The following is a 17,497-nucleotide window of genomic DNA, read 5'->3' as shown; positions in this document are numbered from 1 at the left end:
CGTGCGCTCCGTCGAGACCGCGCCGCGTGCGCTGCCGCGCGCGCTCGCCGCGCTCGCGCTCCTCGCCGGCGCGGTGGGAGCCGGCGTCCTCGCCGGGCCCGCCGCGCCGGCGATCGCGCACAACCGCGTGATCGGCGAGTCGCCGAAGGCCGAGTCGACCGTCACCTCGCAGCCGGGGTCGGTCGCCATCGAGACGAGCGACGCCCTGCTCGACGTCGAGGGCGCGACCGCCATGGACGTGCTCGGCCCCGACGGCCGGCACTACGCGACGGCGTGCCCGAGCGTCGACGGTCCGGTCGCGAGCGTCCCGGTCGAGCTCGGCGCCGAGGGCGAGTACACCGTCGAATGGCGCGTCGTCTCCGCCGACGGGCACCCGATCACGGGCGAGTTCGGCTTCACGTGGGCGCCCGCTGACGGCGAGCCGATCGCCGACGGTGCCGACGCGCCGGCGTGCGCCTCGGCCGGGTCGGAGACGGGCGGCGCGGCGACGGACGCCGGCGGCGGCGCGGGGGGCGAGGCGGATGCCGCGGCATCCGGTGGCCTCGGAGATCTCCTCTGGGTCGTCGGCGGCGCCGCGGTCGTGGTGGTCGCCGGGCTCGCGGCGTTCCTCCTGGCCCGCCGTCGGCCCGCGGCTCCGGTCACGCACGGTTCGGCCGAGCCGGCCGTCCGTGGCGAACCGGACGAACCGCACGAATCAGGCGAGCCGGGCGACGCGGACGACGCGTCCGAACCGGAGCGCCGCGAGGAGTGAGCCTCCGCCGCCCGGGGCGCTCGGCGGGGCTCAGGCCCCGGTGAACGCCCCGGGCGGCAGCGTCGTCTCGCCGTCGACGATCGCCCGCACGAGCCGGTCGGCCACGGCCCCCGGCTGGTGTCCGCGTGGGAACTTCGGGGCCGTGCCGAACAGCGGGCGCTCGGCGAGGCCGGTCTCGGTGTGGCCCGGGTGCGCGTCGAGCAGGCGGATGCCGCTCCGCCGGAGTTCGCGGCCCGCGGCCACGAGGTACGCCGCGAGCGCCGCCTTGGATGCCGAGTAGCTCGCGAGCCCGGCGGTCGGCAGCTCGGCGACGATCCCGGTGAGCGCGAGCACCGTCGGCTCGCGGCCCTGCTGCGCGGATTCGCGCAATGCGGGCAGGGCGGCCGAGATGATCCGCATCGGTGCGAGCGCGTTGACCGTGAACAGGGTCTCGAGGTCCTGCGCGGCCGTGTCGGCGACGCCGTCGAACCCGACCGCGCCGGCCGCGAGCACGATCACGTCGAGTCCGCCGAGCGCGGCGACCGAGCGCTCCACGATCGCCTCGGGTGCGGTCTCGTCGGTGAGGTCCACCGCGATCGTCGCAGCCGCGGTGCCGCCGGCGGCCCGCTCGGCGAGCCGTGCCTCGTCGCGCCCGTGCAGGGCGAGGCGGGCCCCGCCGCTCGCGAGCCGCTCGGCCAGCTGCGTGCCGAGCACGCCCGTCGCGCCGACCACGAGGGCGCGCGATCCCTCGATCTGCGTCATGGCGCGAGCCTACGTCGAGCGGATGCCGGGGCATCCGGGTTCACAGCGTTCTCGCACCACGACTCGTCCTCCCCAGGACGCGACCGGCGCCGCCTGGCGCGACGGGGCACGGCTGCCGCCACGGCTGTCGGCACCGGCAGGTAGGGTCGTCGGGTGACGTGGAGCCAGAACCCCGAGCCGGCCGGAGCCTGGCCCGACGAGGTGCCGTGGGATCCCGACGAGCTCGTGCCGCCCGACGACGAGTTCGCGCCCCCGCCTCCGTTCGACGCCGCGCCCGCATCGGCCGTCGGGGCGGCGCCACTCGCGCTCGCCCCCGCCGCGGCGCCCGCGCGCTTCGGCTCGCCGCTCGAGGCGCTTCGCACGGTCTACGGGTACGACGCCTTCCGCGGCGAGCAGGCCGCGATCATCGAGCACGTCGCGGCCGGCGGCGACGCCGTCGTGCTCATGCCCACGGGCGGCGGCAAGAGCCTCTGCTACCAGGTCCCGTCGTTGCTGCGCGAGGGCACGGGCGTCGTGGTGTCGCCGCTCATCGCCCTCATGCACGACCAGGTCGACGCGCTCGTGCGCAACGGCGTGCGCGCCGGCTACCTCAACTCGTCGCAGACTCCGGCCGAGCGCGCGCAGGTCGAGCGCGCCTACCTCGCCGGTGAGCTCGACCTGCTCTACGTCGCCCCCGAGCGCCTCGGCTCCGAGCAGACCAAGCGCTTCCTCGAGCGCGGCACGATCGCGCTGTTCGCGATCGACGAGGCGCACTGCGTCGCGCAGTGGGGCCACGACTTCCGCCCCGACTACCTCGCGCTGGCCGAGCTCGCCGAGCGCTGGCCCGACGTGCCGCGGATCGCGCTGACGGCGACCGCGACCGAGGCGACGCACCGCGAGATCACCGACCGGCTCTCGCTCGGCGAGGCCCGCCACTTCGTCTCGAGCTTCGACCGCCCGAACATCCAGTACCGCATCGCGCCCAAGCTCGACGTGCGGCGCCAGCTGCTCGACTTCGTGCGCACCGAGGGACGCGACGCCGACGGTCACCCGGTCGCCGGCATCGTCTACGCGCTCTCGCGTGCGAGCACCGAGAAGTTCGCATCGTTCCTCGCGGGCAACGGCGTCGACGCGATGCCGTACCACGCCGGGCTCGACGCCGAGACGCGCCGTCGCACCCAGGAGCGGTTCCTCCGCGAGGAGGGCGTGGTGGTCGTCGCGACGATCGCGTTCGGCATGGGCATCGACAAGCCCGATGTGCGGTTCGTCGCGCATGTCGACCTGCCGAAGTCGGTCGAGGGGTACTACCAGGAGACCGGTCGCGCCGGCCGCGACGGCCGGCCGGCGACGGCCTGGCTCGCCTACGGCCTGCAGGACGTCGTGCAGCAGCGCCGCATGATCGACGAGAGCCCCGGCGACCTCGCGCACCGGCGCCGGCTGGCCGCGCACCTCGATGCGATGCTCGCGCTCTGCGAGACCGTGCAGTGCCGCCGGCAGAATCTGCTCGCCTACTTCGGCGAGCAGAGCGCGCCGTGCGGCAACTGCGACACGTGCCTCGAACCGTCGGCATCGTGGGATGGCACGGTGCCCGCGCAGAAGGTCATGTCGACCATCGTGCGGCTTCAGCGCGAGCGCAACCAGCGCTTCGGCGCCGGCCACCTCGTCGACATCCTGCGCGGCAAGCGCACCGCGCGCGTCGAGCAGTACGGCCACGAGCGGCTCGCGACCTGGGGCATCGGCGACGACCTCTCCGAGGCGCAGTGGCGCGGCGTCGTGCGCCAGCTGCTCGCGCAGGGCCTGCTGCAGTCGGTCGGCGAGTACGGCGTGCTCACCCTCACGGATGCCTCGGCGGCTGTGCTCGCGGGCGATCGCACGGTCGCGTTCCGCACCGAGCCCGAGCGCCCGGTCCGGGGCTCGCGCACCGCGCGGCCCGCCGCGCCGGCGGCGGCCGATCTCGAGCCGGCCGATGCCGAGCTGTTCGAGGCGTTGCGCGCCTGGCGCGCGAGCGAGGCGCGGGAGCAGGGCGTGCCCGCCTACATCGTGTTCGGCGACGCGACGCTGCGGGCCGTGGCCGCACGTCGTCCGGCGAGCCTCGCCGAGCTCGACGGCATCTCGGGCATCGGCGCGAAGAAGCTCAAGGCGTACGGCGAGGCGCTCGTGCGCGTGGTCGCCGACCACGCGGCCTGAGCGGCCGGCAGTCTCGAGGGGCTCGGCGCGGGACCTTCGGTCCTCGCCCCCGTCCCGTTGCTCACTAGTCTCGCCGCAGAGCCCGCCACGGGGCGCGAAGGGGGAGCCGACATGTCCACGACCCAGGCGAAGCGACCGGTGACCATCACCATCATCGGGGCGCTCGCGTTCATCGCGGGCGCCATCGACATGATCTCGGGCGTGCTGCTGTTCCTGCTGCTGCCGAACGAGGAGGTGGTCGCGAACTTCGGCGGATCGGGCGGACTCATCGCCGCCGCCATCGCCTCGATCGTCGTCGGCCTCATCACGGCGGTCCTCGGCGGCGGCCTGCTGCGCGGGAGCAACCCGGCCAGGCTCATCGTGACGGTGCTCCAGGTGCTCTCGATCATCGGCTCGCTGTTCATGGCCGTGGCCTACATCGGCGACCCGTCGGTGGTGGGCGAATGGCTCGGCCTCGCGGTCTCCGTCGTGCTCGTGATCCTGCTCTGGACCCCCAAGGCGAGCCGGTTCTTCGTCTCCGGAGGCACGAGCGTCGACTGATCCGAGCGTGGTCTTGTCGATCCTCCAACGGCCTGAGTGGCCTCCTTTGTGGGATGCCACAAGGTCGGTCGGATGCCGCGAACCGCGATTTGTAGGCCGCTGACGGACCGTTTCGGTGCTCGGGAGCACCGCCATACCGTGGAGCGAAGCCCTCATCCGCGTACGAAGGACGAACCGACGATGGTCGACACGGCATCCCGAACCGACGCCACTCCCGCGCCGAAGGTCGAGCGCCTTGGCACCCCGCAGGGTGCCGCCGCCGCGACGCCGGCGAACACCCCGATCGACGCGAACGCCGCCCCGGTGGTCGACGTCGCGGCCCTCGGCCGCCAGCTGCTCGGCACCTGGCCCGAGGCGCGTCTGGCCGCTCGAGCCCGCGCCGCCGATCCCGCGTTCCAGCGCATCGAGGGCCAGGCCATGCCGGAGCACCGCGAACGCGTGCTCGGCCAGCTCAAGCTGCTGGTCGAGTCGGGTGCGGTGCACAAGGCGTTCCCGAAGGAGCTCGGCGGCGAGGACGACCACGGCGGCAACATCGCCGCGTTCGAGGAGCTCGTCCTGGCCGACCCGAGCCTGCAGATCAAGTCGGGCGTGCAGTGGGGCCTCTTCGGGGCCGCGGTGCTGCACCTCGGCACGACGCCCCACCACGAGAAGTACCTGCCGGGCATCATGAGCCTCGAGGTGCCCGGTGCGTTCGCGATGACCGAGACGGGTCACGGATCCGACGTCGCGTCCATCGGCACCACCGCCACGTACGACCCCGAGACCGAGGAGTTCGTGCTCCACACCCCGTTCCGCGGCGCGTGGAAGGACTACCTCGGCAACGCGGCGCTGCATGGCATCGCCGCGGTCGTGTTCGCCCAGCTCGTGACCAAGGGCGTGAACCACGGCGTGCACGCGTTCTACGTGCCCCTGCGCGACCAGACGGGCGCCTTCCTGCCGGGCATCGGCGGCGAGGACGACGGCCTGAAGGGCGGCCTCAACGGCATCGACAACGGCCGGCTGCACTTCACGAACGTCCGCGTGCCGCGCGAGAACCTGCTGAACCGCTACGGCGACGTCGCGCCCGACGGCACCTACTCCAGCCCGATCCCGAGCCCGGGCCGACGGTTCTTCACGATGCTCGGCACCCTCGTGCAGGGTCGCGTCTCGCTCGACGGCGCCGCGACGACCGCGAGCGCCATGGGCCTGGCCATCGCGATCACCTACGGCACGCAGCGCCGCCAGTTCAACGCCGGCAGCGACACCGACGAGGAGGTGCTGCTCGACTACCAGCGGCACCAGCGCCGGCTGCTGCCCAGGCTCGCGACGACCTACGCGCAGGTCTTCGCGCACGACGAGTTCCTGCGGAAGTTCGACGCGGTCTTCTCGGGAGCCGCCGACACCGACGAGGACCGGCAGGACCTCGAGACCATCGCGGCCGCCCTCAAGCCGCTCTCCACGTGGCACGCGCTCGAGACGCTGCAGGAAGCGCGCGAGGCGTGCGGCGGCGCCGGCTTCCTCGCCGAGAACCGCATCGTCGGCCTGCGTCAGGACCTCGACGTCTACGTCACGTTCGAGGGCGACAACAACGTGCTGCTCCAGCTGGTCGCCAAGCGCCTGCTCACCGACTACTCGAAGCAGTTCGCCAAGGCCGACGCGGGGGCGATGGCCCGGTACGTCGTGGCGCAGACCGCCGACCGCGCCTACCACGGCACGGGCCTGCGCCGGCTCGCGCAGACCATCGCCGACTTCGGCTCGACCGCCCGCTCGGTGCACGAGCTGCGCGAGGAGGAGACCCAGCGCGAGCTGCTCACCGACCGGGTCGAGGCGATGATCGCCGAGATCGCCGGGCGCCTGCGCGACTCGCGCAAGCTCGCGAAGGCCGAGGCGGCGGCGCTGTTCAACCGCAACCAGAACGAGCTCATCGAGGCCGCGCGCGCGCATGCCGAGCTGCTGCAGTGGGAGGCGTTCACGCGAGGCCTCGCCGCCACCGAGGACCCGGGCACCACGCAGGTGCTCACGTGGCTGCGCGACCTGTTCGGCCTCGGCCTCATCGAGAAGCACCTCGAGTGGTACCTGATCCACGGCCGCCTCTCGCCCCAGCGCGCGCAGGCCGTCACGGCGTACATCGACCGCCTGGTCGAGCGGCTGCGCCCGTATGCGCTCGACCTCGTCGACGCATTCGGCTTCGCGCCCGAGCACCTGCGGGCGGCGATCGCGTCGGGCGCGGAGCAGCAGCGGCAGGACGAGGCGCGCGCGTACTACGCCGCCCAGCGCGAGGCGGGCACGCTGCCCGTGCCCGAGAAGTCCGAGAAGGCCAAGCGGTAACGGATGCCGCGGGGCGGGCCGGGCGCGACGGCGCCCGGCCCGTTCCCGTCTGCGGGCGCGGTCGAGCGTCGGGCTCGGATCAGCGACCGGAAGGCCGGCCGTCGTCCTCCCCGGGCGGCGTCATGATGGCGCCCGCGGCGAGTCCGACGGCCACTCCCGCGGCGAGCCACAGCCAGAAGCCCGTCCACACGCTCACCGCCACGCCGACGATCACGCCGACGACGAGGCCCAGGATGAGCTGGCGTCGGCGTGCAGGGGACATCGGTTCGCGATCGGCCATGATCCCAGCGTAGGACGGCCGTGCCATCCGCCCGGGTCAGATCAGGCCGAGCGCCCGCACCGCTTCGCGTTCGTCGACGAGCTCGGCGACCGACGCGTCGATGCGCGGTCGGGCGAACTCGTCGACCGACAGGCCCTCGACGACCTTCCATGCGCCGCCCTCGGACGTGACGGGGAACGACGAGATCACACCCTCGGCCACGCCGTACTCGCCGTTCGACCAGAGCGCGGCGCTCGTCCAGCCGCGCTCGCCGGTGCCGAGCACCCAGTCGCGCACGTGGTCGATGGTCGCCGACGCCGCCGACGCGACCGAGGACGACCCGCGCACCTCGATGATCTCGGCGCCGCGCTTGGCCACGCGGGGGATGAACGTGCCGTCGAGCCATTCGCGGGCGGCGTCGACGCCGCCGAGCCGGGCCGCGAGCAGCGCGGGCACCGGGTCGCCGGCCGCGGTCGCGTGCGCGACATCCGGGAACTGGGTCGCCGAGTGATTGCCCCAGATCGTGATGCCGCGGATGTCGCCGACCGGCGTCTCGACGGCGGCGGCCAGCTGGCCGAGCGCGCGGTTGTGGTCCAGGCGCGTGAGCGCGGTGAAGCGGTCCTTCGGGACATCCGGGGCGTTCGCGGCGGCGATGAGGGCGTTCGTGTTCGCCGGGTTGCCCACGACCACGACGCGGACGTCGTCGGCGGCGTGCTCGTTGATCGCGCGACCCTGCGGGCCGAAGATGCCGCCGTTCGCCTCGAGCAGGTCGCCGCGCTCCATGCCCGCGGTGCGGGGCCGCGCGCCCACGAGCAACGCGACGTTCGCGCCGCGGAACGCGACCGCGGGATCGTCGGTGATCTCGACGTGCGAGAGCAGGGGGAAGGCCGAGTCCTGGAGCTCGAGGGCCGCGCCCTCGGCGGCGCGCAGTCCCTGCGGGATCTCGAGCAGGCGCAGGCGCACGGTCGTGTCGGGCCCGAGCATCGCGCCCGACGCGATGCGGAACAGCAGCGCGTAGCCGATCTGCCCGCCGGCTCCGGTGATGGTGATCGTGACGGGAGTGCGGCTCATACGGCGAGCCTACGCCGGGGCTGCGGGCCGCGGCATCCGCACCGGGTCACCACCCCATGGTGCCCGGCGCGCCCTTGAACGGGCCCGCGACGCGCGACGTGATCCACCCGCCGTAGAACGAACCGGGCTGCGGCACCACGCGCTCACCGTCGACCGTGCACGCGTCCATCGGGCCGGCGTAGAGCGCCACCCGGCCGCTGAGATCCTCGAATCCGGGCGACGGGTCCGGGTAGTACCACGCGGCGCGTTCGGCCGTGCGCCCGCCGCCGTGCACGCTGAGGTAGCCCGCGGCGCCCTTGAACTCGCAGAAGGACGACCCGGAGGTGGGCGTCAGCGACCCCTCGGCGAACGCCGCGAACGGCAGGTAGTAGACGGGCGGATGGCTCGTTTCGAGCACGCGCACGACATCGCGGGTGTCGACGATGCGCTCGCCGCCCAGGTCGACGGTCACCCGCACGTCCACGTGCTCGAGCCGGGGCGGGCGCGGGTAGTCCCAGACGGACTCCTGACCCGGCGCCACGGGATCACGGACTGGTCGCATGGCCGCACGGTAGGACGCGCACCTGAGACGGAGCCGAGGATGGCGCCCGAGCGGCCGTCTCGCGGCGGCGCGCCGTCGTGGAGCACCATGCGCCCCCGCTAGCGTTGCACTCGGGGGCGTGAACGGAACGACCGTGGGCCGGACTGAGGGGACAGCATGAGAGAGCTCTATCCGGAGATCGAACCGCTCGAGACGGGCATGCTCGACGTGGGCGACGGCCAGCACATCTACTGGGAGGTGTCCGGCAACCGCGAGGGCAAGCCGGTGGTCTTCCTGCACGGCGGACCCGGCGGTGGCACGACGCCGACGCACCGACGCCTGTTCGACCCCGCGAAGTACCGCATCGTGCTGTTCGACCAGCGCGGGTGCGGGTTCTCGATCCCGCACGCATCCGAGCCCGACGCCGACCTCTCGGCGAACACGACCTGGCACCTGGTCGCCGACATGGAGCGCCTGCGCGCGCACCTCGGCATCGACCGCTGGCAGGTGTTCGGCGGATCCTGGGGCAGCGCGCTCGCGCTCGCGTACGCCCAGACGCACCCCGAGCGCGTGACCGAGCTCGTGCTCCGCGGGATCTTCACGCTGCGCCGGCAGGAGCTCGACTGGTTCTACGAGGGCGGCGCGTCGGCGATCTTCCCCGACCTGTGGGAGGGCTTCCTCGAGCCCGTGCCGATCGGCGAGCGTGTGCACCTCATCGAGGCCTACCACCGGCTGCTCAGCGACCCCGACCCCGGCGTGCACCAACCCGCCGCCATCGCCTGGTCGCGCTGGGAGTCGTCCACCATCACGCTGCTCCCGCAGGCCGAGACGATCGCCCGGTTCACGGCGGCCGAGTACGCGACCGCGTTCGCGCGCATCGAGAACCACTACTTCCGGCACGGCGGATGGTGGGACGAGGGCCAGCTCATCCGCGATGCCGAGCGGCTGCGCGGCATCCCCGCGGTGATCGTCCAGGGCCGCTACGACATGTGCACGCCGATGATGACCGCGTGGGAACTGCACCGGGCCTGGCCCGAGGCCGAGCTGCGCATCATCGACGACGCCGGCCACGCGTTCGACGAGCCCGGGATCCTCGACGCGCTGATCGCCGCGACCGACCGGTTCGCCGCGCTCGGGGCGGAGGCGGAGCGGGCGGACGCCGCGGTGACGGCCGCCGCCGTCGAGGAGGCCGAGCGCGAGGAGTCGGAGGATCGCGAGGAGTCGGCGGAGCGCGAGGAGTCGGAGGATCGCGAGGAGTCGGAGGACGGCGAGGAGTCGGCGGAGCGCGTGGAGCCGGCCGGTGACGCCGATTCGGACGACGACGACAAGTCCGAGGACGAGTCCGACGAGTCCGACGACGAATCCGACGAGTCCGACGACGAATCCGACGAGTCCGACGACGAATCCGACGAGTCCGACGACGATGACGATGACGATGACGACGATGACGATGACGATGACGACGACGGCGATGAGTCCGACGACGACGATGACGATGACGACGATGAGTCCGACGACGATGACGATGACGATGAGTCCGACGACGATGACGAGGACGCGTCATCCGGTGATGAACCCGAAAGCGTATCGTCGGCGCAGACCGAACGGAAGGTGGATGCTCCCGACGCACCCGCGGAGTAGCGTCGGGGCATGACGTTCAACCCCGACTCCGACATCAGCAGCGGCAAGGCGTCGCGACGCGGCCGCACCACGGGCATCGCCGTCGGCGGCGGTCTCGGCGCCCTGGCCCTCGTCCTGTTGTCGCAGTTCCTCGGCGTGAACCTGACCGGCCTTCTGGGCGGCGGCGACCAAGGGACCACTCAGGAGGACTCCGCGCTCGAGCAGTGCCAGACCGGACAGGACGCCAACGAGCGCATCGACTGCCGCATGCAGGGCGCGTCGGCGTCGCTCGAGGACTACTGGCAGGAGGCGGCGCCGAGCATCGGCGTCGACTACGTGGGCCCGCAGGACTTCGTCCTGTTCAGCCAGGCGGTCGCCACGGGGTGCGGCAACGCGTCGTCGGCGACGGGTCCGTTCTACTGCCCGCCCGACCAGACCATCTACATCGACACGTCGTTCTACGACACGCTCGAGCAGCAGTTCGGCGCCGAGAGCGGCCCGCTCGCCGAGATGTACGTGGTCGCGCACGAGTGGGGCCACCACGTGCAGAACCTCGCGGGCATCCTCCAGTCGTCGCAGGACGGGCAGACCGGGCCCACCTCGAACGCCGTGCGCGTCGAGCTGCAGGCCGACTGCTTCGCGGGTGCGTGGGCCGGCGCGGCCTCGACGACCGAGGATGCGAACGGGGTGACGTTCCTGCAGCCGATCACGCGCGAGCAGTACACCGAGGCGCTGAGCGCCGCCGCGGCCGTGGGCGACGACCGGATCCAGGAGACGACCCAGGGCCAGGTCAACCCGCACGCGTTCACGCACGGCACGAGCGAGCAGCGCGTGCGGTGGTTCGAGACCGGCTACGAGCAGGGCGCTGGCGCCTGCGACACGTTCGGCGTGAGCGGGAACGACCTCTGATGCGGCGCCTCGGCGCCGTGCTCGCCGCGGTCGCGGCCGTGCTCGTGCTCGGGGTCGTGGCGTTCCTCGTGTACGCGAACATCGTGTTCGCGGGGGACCGCCCCGCCTCGCTCGACGCGTGGCGTTCGGACGCCGTGGAGATCACGTCGACCGACCGCTCGTTCGTGATCACCCCGACGGACGGCGGGTCGGGCATGGGCTTGGTGTTCGTGCCGGGAGCGAAGGTCCATCCCTCGGCCTACCTCTACAAGATGGCCGGCATCGCCGAGGAGACCGGGATGACGGTCGTCATCACGCGGCCGACGCTGAACCTCGCGTTCTTCGACACGCGCCCGCTGTCGGCGTTCACGGCGGACGCGCCCGAGGTCGAGCAGTGGTTCGTCGGCGGGCACTCCCTCGGCGGCGTGCGCGCGTGCCAGCTCGCGGCGGAGGCGGCCGACGGATCGGACCCCGACCTCGACGTGGTCGGACTCATGCTGTTCGGCAGCTACTGCGTCGACGACCTCTCGGACTCGGGCCTCGCGGTGCTCTCGATCGTGGCCGAGCACGACGGTCTCAGCACGCCCGACGAGGTGGCAGCGCGCGCCGGGATGCTGCCCGACGACGCGGTGTCGGTGCTCATCGAGGGGGCCAACCACGCGTCGTTCGGCGACTACGGCGCCCAGCCGGGCGACGGCGAGGCGACGATCGACCGGCAGGCCGCGCGGGACGGGATCGCCGGGGCGGTCGCCAGGTTCCTCGCCGACGCCGCGCCGGCGGGCTGATCGAGCGGCCCGGCCCGCGCGGCGGCGCCGCGGCCCTCCCAGCGCCTCAGCGGTCGATCGCGTCGACGAGCAGGCGGCCGAGTTCGGCGGGCCGGGTGAACTGCGGCCAGTGTCCGGTGGGAAGGTCGACGTACTCGACTTCGCGCATCGCGGCGAGCTCACGCACGAACGGGGCGCCGCCGGCGACCCATTCCTTCAGCTGGGCACTCGGGTACTCGCACGTGATGACGGTCGTCGGCACGTCGCGTCGGCGCTCGTCGCCGAGGCGCAGCGGGTCGGAGGCGACCCGCGCGGGCTCGGGGATCGCGCGCTCGCGGAACCGCCGGCGGTGCTCCTCGTCGAGGTCGGCGAGCATGCCCTCGCCGAAGACCGACCATTCCGGCAGCGGGATCTCGTCGCCGACGACCGGCAGGTCGTCGTTGATCGGGTCGCCGGGGGCCAGTGGCCCGGCATCGACGTAGACCACGCGCGCGACCCGGTCGGGCCGCCGATCGGAGACGGCCTGCGCGATCGCCCCGCCGCCCGAGTGCCCGACCAGCACGACCGAGCCGGCGAGGTCGTCGACCAGGTGCACCACGGCCTCCACGTGGTCGTCGAGGCTGATCCCGGCCCTCGCCGCATCGGCGGACTCGAGCCCGGGGAGGGTCACGGCGTGCACGCGGTGACCGGCCGCCTCGAGCGCCGGCGTCACGTCGCTCCACGAGCTCGCGTCGAGCCAGAAGCCGGGGATGAGGATGACGTCCATCCTGCGAGGCTAGGCCGCACCCCCGACATCGGCGGGCGCGGGAGATGCGGCTCGCGCGGCGCCGCGCCGCGGCATCGGGAGGCTGCTCGACACCGCGAGCAGCATGATGCCCGACGCGAGCACCCCGAGGCCCGCGATGGCCGTGGCCGGCAGTTGCTCCTGCAGGACGAGCACCCCGAGCAGGGTCGCGGTGAGGGGCTCGGCGAGCGTGAGGGTCGAGACGGTCGCGGGCGCGAGGCGGCGGAGCCCGGCGCCGAACATCAGGTACGCCACGGTGGTGGTGACCAGCCCGAGCCAGAGGGCCATGGCGAGGCCGTCGGGCGCCGCGAGCCACGAGGTATCCGTCATGAGGAGCATGGGCAGGCTGGCGGCCGCGGCGACGCCGAAGATCGCACCCATGCTCGCCGACGAGTTCCAGCCGCGGTCGAGCAGGGACTTGCCCGCGAGCGTGTAGACCGCGTACGAGGCACCCGCGCCGACGGAGGCGGCGACGCCGAGCGGGTCGACGCCCGACGGCCCGGTGCCGGTTCCGGTCGCGGCCGCGAGAATGCCGACACCGGTCGTCGCGAGCACGGTCGCGACGATCCACGCGCGGCCGGGGAACCGTCGGCGGAGCGCCCAGTCGAGCGCCCCGGTGAGGACCGGTGCGGAGCCGAGCGCGACGACCGTGCCGACGGCGACGCCGTTCGCGGCCGTGCCGGCGAAGAATGCCGGCTGGTAGGCGAGGACGCCGGCGGCGCCGACGAGCACCGCGAGCGCGGGAACCAGGCGCGGTGTGCGGCCACCTGTGGCCGAACCGCCGGGCGCCGAACCGCCGGGCGCCGAGCCGCCGAGCGCCGGGGCGACGGATGTCCCGGTCGCGTCGCCGCGGCGCCCGGCGAGATGGAGGGAGAGGGCCACGGCCGCGAGGGCCCCTCCGCCGATGAGGATGCGCGCCGTGCCGAGCGAGAGCGGGTCGGCGTCGGGGCCGAGCGCCTGGGCGGTGCCGGTCGTGCCGAAGCAGACCGCCGCGGCGAGCACGAGCAGGACGGAGCGCATGCTGCATTGTTACACAATCCGCTCGGCGACGGCACCGAGGCGGCGGATGACGAGGACGGGACCCGGCGCCGGTGAGGAGGCGCCGGATCCCGTCCGGTCGTAAGCGCCGCGGGTCAGGCGGGCACGGACTCGGCCTCGGCCGGGGTCGAGCCCGCGGCCGACCGTGCCCGGCCGGCCAGCATGGCGGCGGCCGCGATCAGGCCGAGCACCGCGATGATGCCCGCACCGACGAACGCGGCGCTGTAGCCGTCGGTCAGCGACGCGACATCCGTCGCCCCGGCCGTGACGGCGGCCGACACCGCGGTGAGCGCCGCGAGGCCGACGGCCGAGCCGATCTGGTAGCTCGTGTTCACGAGGCCCGACGCGACGCCGGTCTCGGCCATCGGCGCGGCGCCGATCGCGGTGCCGAGCGACGGGACGAACGCGAGGGCCATGCCGAGCGCGGCGACGAGCGACGGGCCGAGCACGTCGACCACGTACGAGCCGTCGGGTCGGACCAGGGCGAGCCAGCCGAGGCCGGCGGCGAGCAGCGCGAAGCCCGAGACGACCATCGCCTTGGTGCCGAAGCGCGCCTGCAGGCGCGGCGCGAGCACGATCATGCCCACGACGATGAGGCCGGTCATCGGCAGGAGCGCCGCACCCGCGGCGAAGGCACCGGCGCCGAGCACCTGCTGCAGGTAGAGGTTCAGGAAGAACCACATCGGCACCCACGCCGCCCCAAGCAGCACCTGCGCGAGGTTCGCGGCACCGAGCTGTGGTTCGCGCAGGATCCCCAGCCGCAGCAGCGGCGTGCGACGGCGAGCCTGGATGGCGAAGAAGGCGAGGAGCAGCACCACGCCTGCACCGAGCGCGACGAGCACCTCGGTCGACCCCCAGCCGGCCTCGGGTGCGCGGACCACGCCGTAGACGACGGCCGCGAGGCCGAGCGTGGCGGTCACCGCGCCGGCGAGGTCGATGCGGGCGCGTGCCCCGGCCACGCGGGGCAGCGCGAGGGGTGTGAGCGCGAGCACGATGGCCGCGATCGGGACGGTCACGTAGAACACCCACGGCCAGCTCGCGTACTCGGTGAGCACGCCGCCGAGGAACACGCCCGCGGTGCCGCCGATCGGCGCGGCCGCGCCGTAGACGGCGAAGGCCTTGGGCAGCTCGGCGGTGCCGCCGAAGAGCGTCATGAGCAGCGTGAGCGCGGCGGGGGCGATGAGCGCGGATCCGGCGCCCTGGACCACGCGGCCGGCGAGCTCGAGGGCCACGCCGTCGGCGGCGCCGGCCAGGATCGAGCCGACGAGGAGCGTCGCCCATCCGGTCGCGAACATGCGGCGCGCGCCGAACACGTCGGACAGGCGCCCGCCGAGCAGGAGCAGTCCGCCGAAGGCGATGACGTAGGCGTTGAACACCCAGGAGAGCGACTCGGGCGTGAAGCCCAGGTCGGCCTGGATGTCGGGCAGGGCCACGCCGATGATCGACGTGTCCATGATGACGATGAACTGCGCGGTGGCGATGAGCGCGAGCCCGAGCCACCGGCGGGGCGCGGGGCGCGATGCGTCCGACATGGGGTCCTCCGAATCTCAATACTAATACCCGGTAGGGGTATCTACACACTCGAACTGTAGCCCATCGCCGGCTATTCCCGCGAGTCCCGATAGGATTCCGGAGGTCGCCTCGCCGAGGCATCCGTTCACGTCATCGCCGAGGGGGCGCGCGACCCGGCGCACGGTGCCGGCCGGCGGCCGGTCGAACCCTGAGGAGGAACCCGTGCGCGCCGTCATGTACCGCGGCTTCGGCGACCAGCCCGAGCTCGTCGACGTGGACCGCCCCGCCTGCCCTCCGCGCGGCGCCGTCGTGCGCGTGCGCGCCACCGGGCTGTGCCGCAGCGACTGGCACGGTTGGATGGGCCATGACGAGGCCATCGCGCTGCCCCACGTGCCCGGGCACGAGTTCGCCGGCGAGATCGCCGAGCTCGGCGCGGAGATCGGCGAGGCGAGCGGATGGCACGTGGGCGACCGGGTCACCGCGCCGTTCATCTGCGCGTGCGGCCGGTGCGACGAGTGCCGTTCGGGCAACGAGCAGGTCTGCGACGCCCAGCGGCAGCCCGGCTTCACGCACTGGGGCTCGTTCGCCGAGTACGTCGTCGTCGACGAGGCCGAGCTCAACCTCATCCGCCTGCCCGACTCGCTCGGCTTCGTCGAGGCCGCCTCGCTCGGCTGCCGGTTCGCCACGGCCTACCGTGCGATCATCGCGCGCGGCCGGCTGCAGCCCGGCGAGCAGGTCGCGGTGCACGGATGCGGCGGCGTCGGGCTCTCCGCGATCATGATCGCCGTCGCGGCCGGCGTCCCCGTCTACGGCGTCGACGTGTCCGAGGCCGCGCTCGCCGCGGCGGCCGAGCTCGGCGCCATCCCGATCCAGGGTGGCGACGGCGCCGCCGAGCGCATCCGCGAGGCCAGCGGCGGGGGAGTCGACCTCTCGGTCGACGCGTTCGGCAGCCCCGAGACCTCCTTCGCGTCGGTGCGCAGCCTCCGCAAGCGCGGCCGTCACGTGCAGATCGGGCTCATGCTCGCCGACGAGGCGACCGCCGCGATGCCCATGGACGCGGTGATCGCCGGCGAGCTCGAGATCCTCGGCAGCCACGGCATGGCCGCTCACGAGTATCCCGACCTGCTCGGCGCGGTCGCCTCTGAGGCGTTCCGGCCGATCGAGCTCGTGGGCCGGACGATCGGACTCGACGACGTTCCCGAGGCGCTCGCCGCGATGGGCCGCGCGGGCGGCGCGGGGTCGGGCATGACCGTCGTCGAGCTCTGAGCGGCATCCCCACGCCGCCGGGGCGCCCCGTCGCTCGATGGGCACGGAACGGGTCGGCGCCGTTGTCCCCCTGACCCGACGCTGACCCGGCCGCGATCCCAATCCTCGCCCACCGGTGCTGGGATGCGTCGCCCAGCGGCGATACCGTGCCGATTGCGGACATCGCTGGGGGACCGGCTCTCGCGCGGCGACGGTCGAGCCCTAGCGGAATCCACCGGATTCGTCCAGTACGGCGTGCTCGGAGTCAGGCGCACGTAGACTGCTCGGACTCCGCCGCGACCCGCGCGTCGGACGCGAAGGATTGCTGATGCCAGGACTGCAACGGTCCACGTTCACGACGAACGATCCCGAGGCGGCTCGTGAAGCCTTCGCGCCCATCGTGCCCCGTCTCGAGTTCGCCCGCGTCGACCGCGACACGTTCGGCCTCGTCATGCGCACCGAGAGCGCGCCCGGGTTCTCGGTGTTCGACTATGCGTTCACGACCGCCGCCGATGTCGACGCCGAGGCCGACGACGTCGTGGTCGTCTCCGGGCGCGGGCGCGGGTTCGAACTGCGCCATGGCCGGCGCGCGGTCGACGCCAGCCGACCCTACGTCAACGCCACCGAGGGCATCACGGCCGACTGGGAGAGCTTCGCCGCACGGGCCGTCGTGCTCGATCGGTCGAGGCTCGAGGAGGTTGCCGCGATGACGTACGGCGAGCCCGTGCTCCGCCTGCAGCCGATCGAGCTGCCCGCGCGGTCGGCCGAGCTCGGCCGTCGTTGGGAGTCGACGGTCCAGACCGTGAAGCGGGCGATCGCTGGCGCGCCCGAGGCGTTCGACGAGCCCCTGATCGCCGAAGCGGCGTTCCATCGGCTCGCGGTCGCATACCTGCACGCGTTCGATCTCGGCGTCCCCGGCGTCACGGGGGGCCTCGTCCGACCGGGCGCTCGCTCGGCCGTGGTGCGCGCCGCGCTCGAGGTCATGCACGCCCGGGCGCACACGCCCCTGACCGTGCAGCACGTCGCGCAGGCCGTGCACATCTCGGTCCGCGGCCTGCACTCGGCATTCGTCAGCGAGACCGGGCGGCCGCCGTCGGAGCACCTGCGTGCCATCCGCCTCGCGGGGGTGCGCGACGAGCTCCGCTTCGCCGATCCCGCCGAACGCGTCGGAGCGATCGCGCGGCGGTGGGGGTTCGTGCACCTCTCCCGGTTCGCCGAGGCGTACGAACGCGAGTACGGCGAACTCCCCTCGGCGACGCGGTACCGCCGCGGTCTCGCCGCCTGAGCCGCT

Annotated in this window: 15 protein-coding genes and 1 pseudogene; 9 read left to right on the top strand and 7 right to left on the bottom strand. The window is 73.4% G+C overall.

What is annotated here, in order from left to right; translation table 11 throughout:
- The first annotated feature begins 1 nt into the window (after position 1).
- Complete coding sequence (locus JOD46_RS16585) at positions 2 to 751, top strand: copper resistance CopC family protein (RefSeq protein ID WP_204395568.1); 750 nt, start codon at positions 2 to 4, stop codon at positions 749 to 751.
- Between the two features lie 30 nt (positions 752 to 781).
- Here the strand turns inward: JOD46_RS16585 and JOD46_RS16580 are convergent, their stop codons facing one another.
- The gene (locus tag JOD46_RS16580; RefSeq protein ID WP_204395567.1) at positions 782 to 1,492 is read right to left on the bottom strand and encodes an SDR family NAD(P)-dependent oxidoreductase; all 711 of its coding nucleotides are present in this window, start codon (positions 1,490 to 1,492) and stop codon (positions 782 to 784) included.
- A gap of 153 nt (positions 1,493 to 1,645) precedes the next feature.
- On the opposite strand from JOD46_RS16580, the gene recQ reads away from it, so the two are divergent.
- From recQ to JOD46_RS16565, 3 genes are all read left to right on the top strand, one after another.
- Positions 1,646 to 3,658: a DNA helicase RecQ gene (recQ, locus tag JOD46_RS16575; RefSeq protein ID WP_204395566.1), complete on the top strand. Its 2,013-nt coding sequence runs from the start codon at positions 1,646 to 1,648 to the stop codon at positions 3,656 to 3,658.
- A 111-nt stretch (positions 3,659 to 3,769) separates the two neighbouring features.
- A complete protein-coding gene (locus JOD46_RS16570; protein WP_204395565.1) occupies positions 3,770 to 4,198 on the top strand; it encodes a hypothetical protein in 429 nt (142 codons plus the stop codon).
- A gap of 180 nt (positions 4,199 to 4,378) precedes the next feature.
- On the top strand, positions 4,379 to 6,505 hold the full coding sequence (locus JOD46_RS16565) for an acyl-CoA dehydrogenase family protein (RefSeq protein ID WP_204395564.1): 2,127 nt from the start codon (positions 4,379 to 4,381) through the stop codon (positions 6,503 to 6,505).
- 79 nt (positions 6,506 to 6,584) lie between these two features.
- On the opposite strand, the gene JOD46_RS16560 is transcribed toward JOD46_RS16565, so the two are convergent.
- From JOD46_RS16560 to JOD46_RS16550, 3 genes are read right to left on the bottom strand one after another with little or no spacing between them, the layout of a single operon-like run.
- Entirely contained in the window at positions 6,585 to 6,785 is a 201-nt protein-coding gene (locus tag JOD46_RS16560; RefSeq protein ID WP_239562833.1) for an HPP family protein, read from the bottom strand.
- Between the two features lie 36 nt (positions 6,786 to 6,821).
- Positions 6,822 to 7,835: a malate dehydrogenase gene (locus JOD46_RS16555; protein ID WP_204395562.1), complete on the bottom strand. Its 1,014-nt coding sequence runs from the start codon at positions 7,833 to 7,835 to the stop codon at positions 6,822 to 6,824.
- Positions 7,836 to 7,881: 46 nt separating this feature from the next.
- Positions 7,882 to 8,376: a DUF427 domain-containing protein gene (locus JOD46_RS16550; RefSeq protein WP_204395561.1), complete on the bottom strand. Its 495-nt coding sequence runs from the start codon at positions 8,374 to 8,376 to the stop codon at positions 7,882 to 7,884.
- A 156-nt stretch (positions 8,377 to 8,532) separates the two neighbouring features.
- On the opposite strand from JOD46_RS16550, the pseudogene pip reads away from it, so the two are divergent.
- The 3 genes and pseudogenes from pip to JOD46_RS16535 all read left to right on the top strand — a co-directional run.
- Positions 8,533 to 9,483, top strand: a pseudogene (pip, locus tag JOD46_RS16545) (prolyl aminopeptidase); the annotation flags it as partial.
- A gap of 522 nt (positions 9,484 to 10,005) precedes the next feature.
- Complete coding sequence (ypfJ, locus tag JOD46_RS16540; protein ID WP_204395560.1) at positions 10,006 to 10,884, top strand: KPN_02809 family neutral zinc metallopeptidase; 879 nt, start codon at positions 10,006 to 10,008, stop codon at positions 10,882 to 10,884.
- Complete coding sequence (locus JOD46_RS16535) at positions 10,884 to 11,648, top strand: alpha/beta hydrolase (protein WP_204395559.1); 765 nt, start codon at positions 10,884 to 10,886, stop codon at positions 11,646 to 11,648. The genes ypfJ and JOD46_RS16535 overlap by 1 nt, the downstream gene beginning before the upstream one ends.
- Before the next feature lie 46 nt (positions 11,649 to 11,694).
- Here JOD46_RS16535 and JOD46_RS16530 read toward each other — a convergent pair whose 3' ends face one another.
- From JOD46_RS16530 to JOD46_RS16520, 3 genes are all read right to left on the bottom strand, one after another.
- Entirely contained in the window at positions 11,695 to 12,393 is a 699-nt protein-coding gene (locus tag JOD46_RS16530) for an alpha/beta fold hydrolase (RefSeq protein WP_204395558.1), read from the bottom strand.
- Positions 12,394 to 12,402: 9 nt separating this feature from the next.
- Positions 12,403 to 13,431: an EamA family transporter gene (locus tag JOD46_RS16525; RefSeq protein ID WP_204395557.1), complete on the bottom strand. Its 1,029-nt coding sequence runs from the start codon at positions 13,429 to 13,431 to the stop codon at positions 12,403 to 12,405.
- 113 nt (positions 13,432 to 13,544) lie between these two features.
- Positions 13,545 to 14,981 carry an MFS transporter gene (locus JOD46_RS16520; protein WP_204395556.1) on the bottom strand — a complete coding sequence of 479 codons (1,437 nt, stop codon included), beginning with the start codon at positions 14,979 to 14,981 and terminating at the stop codon, positions 13,545 to 13,547.
- A 202-nt stretch (positions 14,982 to 15,183) separates the two neighbouring features.
- On the opposite strand from JOD46_RS16520, the gene JOD46_RS16515 reads away from it, so the two are divergent.
- Entirely contained in the window at positions 15,184 to 16,227 is a 1,044-nt protein-coding gene (locus JOD46_RS16515) for an alcohol dehydrogenase catalytic domain-containing protein (RefSeq protein WP_204395555.1), read from the top strand.
- Between the two features lie 307 nt (positions 16,228 to 16,534).
- Positions 16,535 to 17,491 (top strand): helix-turn-helix transcriptional regulator, encoded by a 957-nt coding sequence (locus JOD46_RS16510; protein WP_204395554.1) that lies wholly within the window; start codon positions 16,535 to 16,537, stop codon positions 17,489 to 17,491.
- Positions 17,492 to 17,497 lie beyond the last annotated feature (6 nt).

Origin of the sequence: Agromyces aurantiacus (genome assembly GCF_016907355.1) — a bacterium.
Taxonomy (GTDB): Bacteria; Actinomycetota; Actinomycetes; order Actinomycetales; family Microbacteriaceae; genus Agromyces; species Agromyces aurantiacus.
Note: the sequence above shows the minus strand (reverse complement) of the source record. Positions and strands in the feature narration are given on the sequence as shown.

Bases quoted from the DNA above. Each gene is read 5' to 3' on its own strand.
- JOD46_RS16580 (WP_204395567.1), bottom strand. From the start codon at position 1,492: ATGACGCAGATCGAGGGATCGCGCGCCCTCGTGGTCGGCGCGACGGGC.
- JOD46_RS16570 (WP_204395565.1), top strand. From the start codon at position 3,770: ATGTCCACGACCCAGGCGAAGCGACCGGTGACCATCACCATCATCGGG.
- JOD46_RS16565 (WP_204395564.1), top strand. From the start codon at position 4,379: ATGGTCGACACGGCATCCCGAACCGACGCCACTCCCGCGCCGAAGGTC.
- JOD46_RS16560 (WP_239562833.1), bottom strand. From the start codon at position 6,785: ATGGCCGATCGCGAACCGATGTCCCCTGCACGCCGACGCCAGCTCATC.
- JOD46_RS16555 (WP_204395562.1), bottom strand. From the start codon at position 7,835: ATGAGCCGCACTCCCGTCACGATCACCATCACCGGAGCCGGCGGGCAG.
- JOD46_RS16550 (WP_204395561.1), bottom strand. From the start codon at position 8,376: ATGCGACCAGTCCGTGATCCCGTGGCGCCGGGTCAGGAGTCCGTCTGG.
- ypfJ (WP_204395560.1), top strand. From the start codon at position 10,006: ATGACGTTCAACCCCGACTCCGACATCAGCAGCGGCAAGGCGTCGCGA.
- JOD46_RS16535 (WP_204395559.1), top strand. From the start codon at position 10,884: ATGCGGCGCCTCGGCGCCGTGCTCGCCGCGGTCGCGGCCGTGCTCGTG.
- JOD46_RS16530 (WP_204395558.1), bottom strand. From the start codon at position 12,393: ATGGACGTCATCCTCATCCCCGGCTTCTGGCTCGACGCGAGCTCGTGG.
- JOD46_RS16525 (WP_204395557.1), bottom strand. From the start codon at position 13,431: ATGCGCTCCGTCCTGCTCGTGCTCGCCGCGGCGGTCTGCTTCGGCACG.
- JOD46_RS16520 (WP_204395556.1), bottom strand. From the start codon at position 14,981: ATGTCGGACGCATCGCGCCCCGCGCCCCGCCGGTGGCTCGGGCTCGCG.
- JOD46_RS16510 (WP_204395554.1), top strand. From the start codon at position 16,535: ATGCCAGGACTGCAACGGTCCACGTTCACGACGAACGATCCCGAGGCG.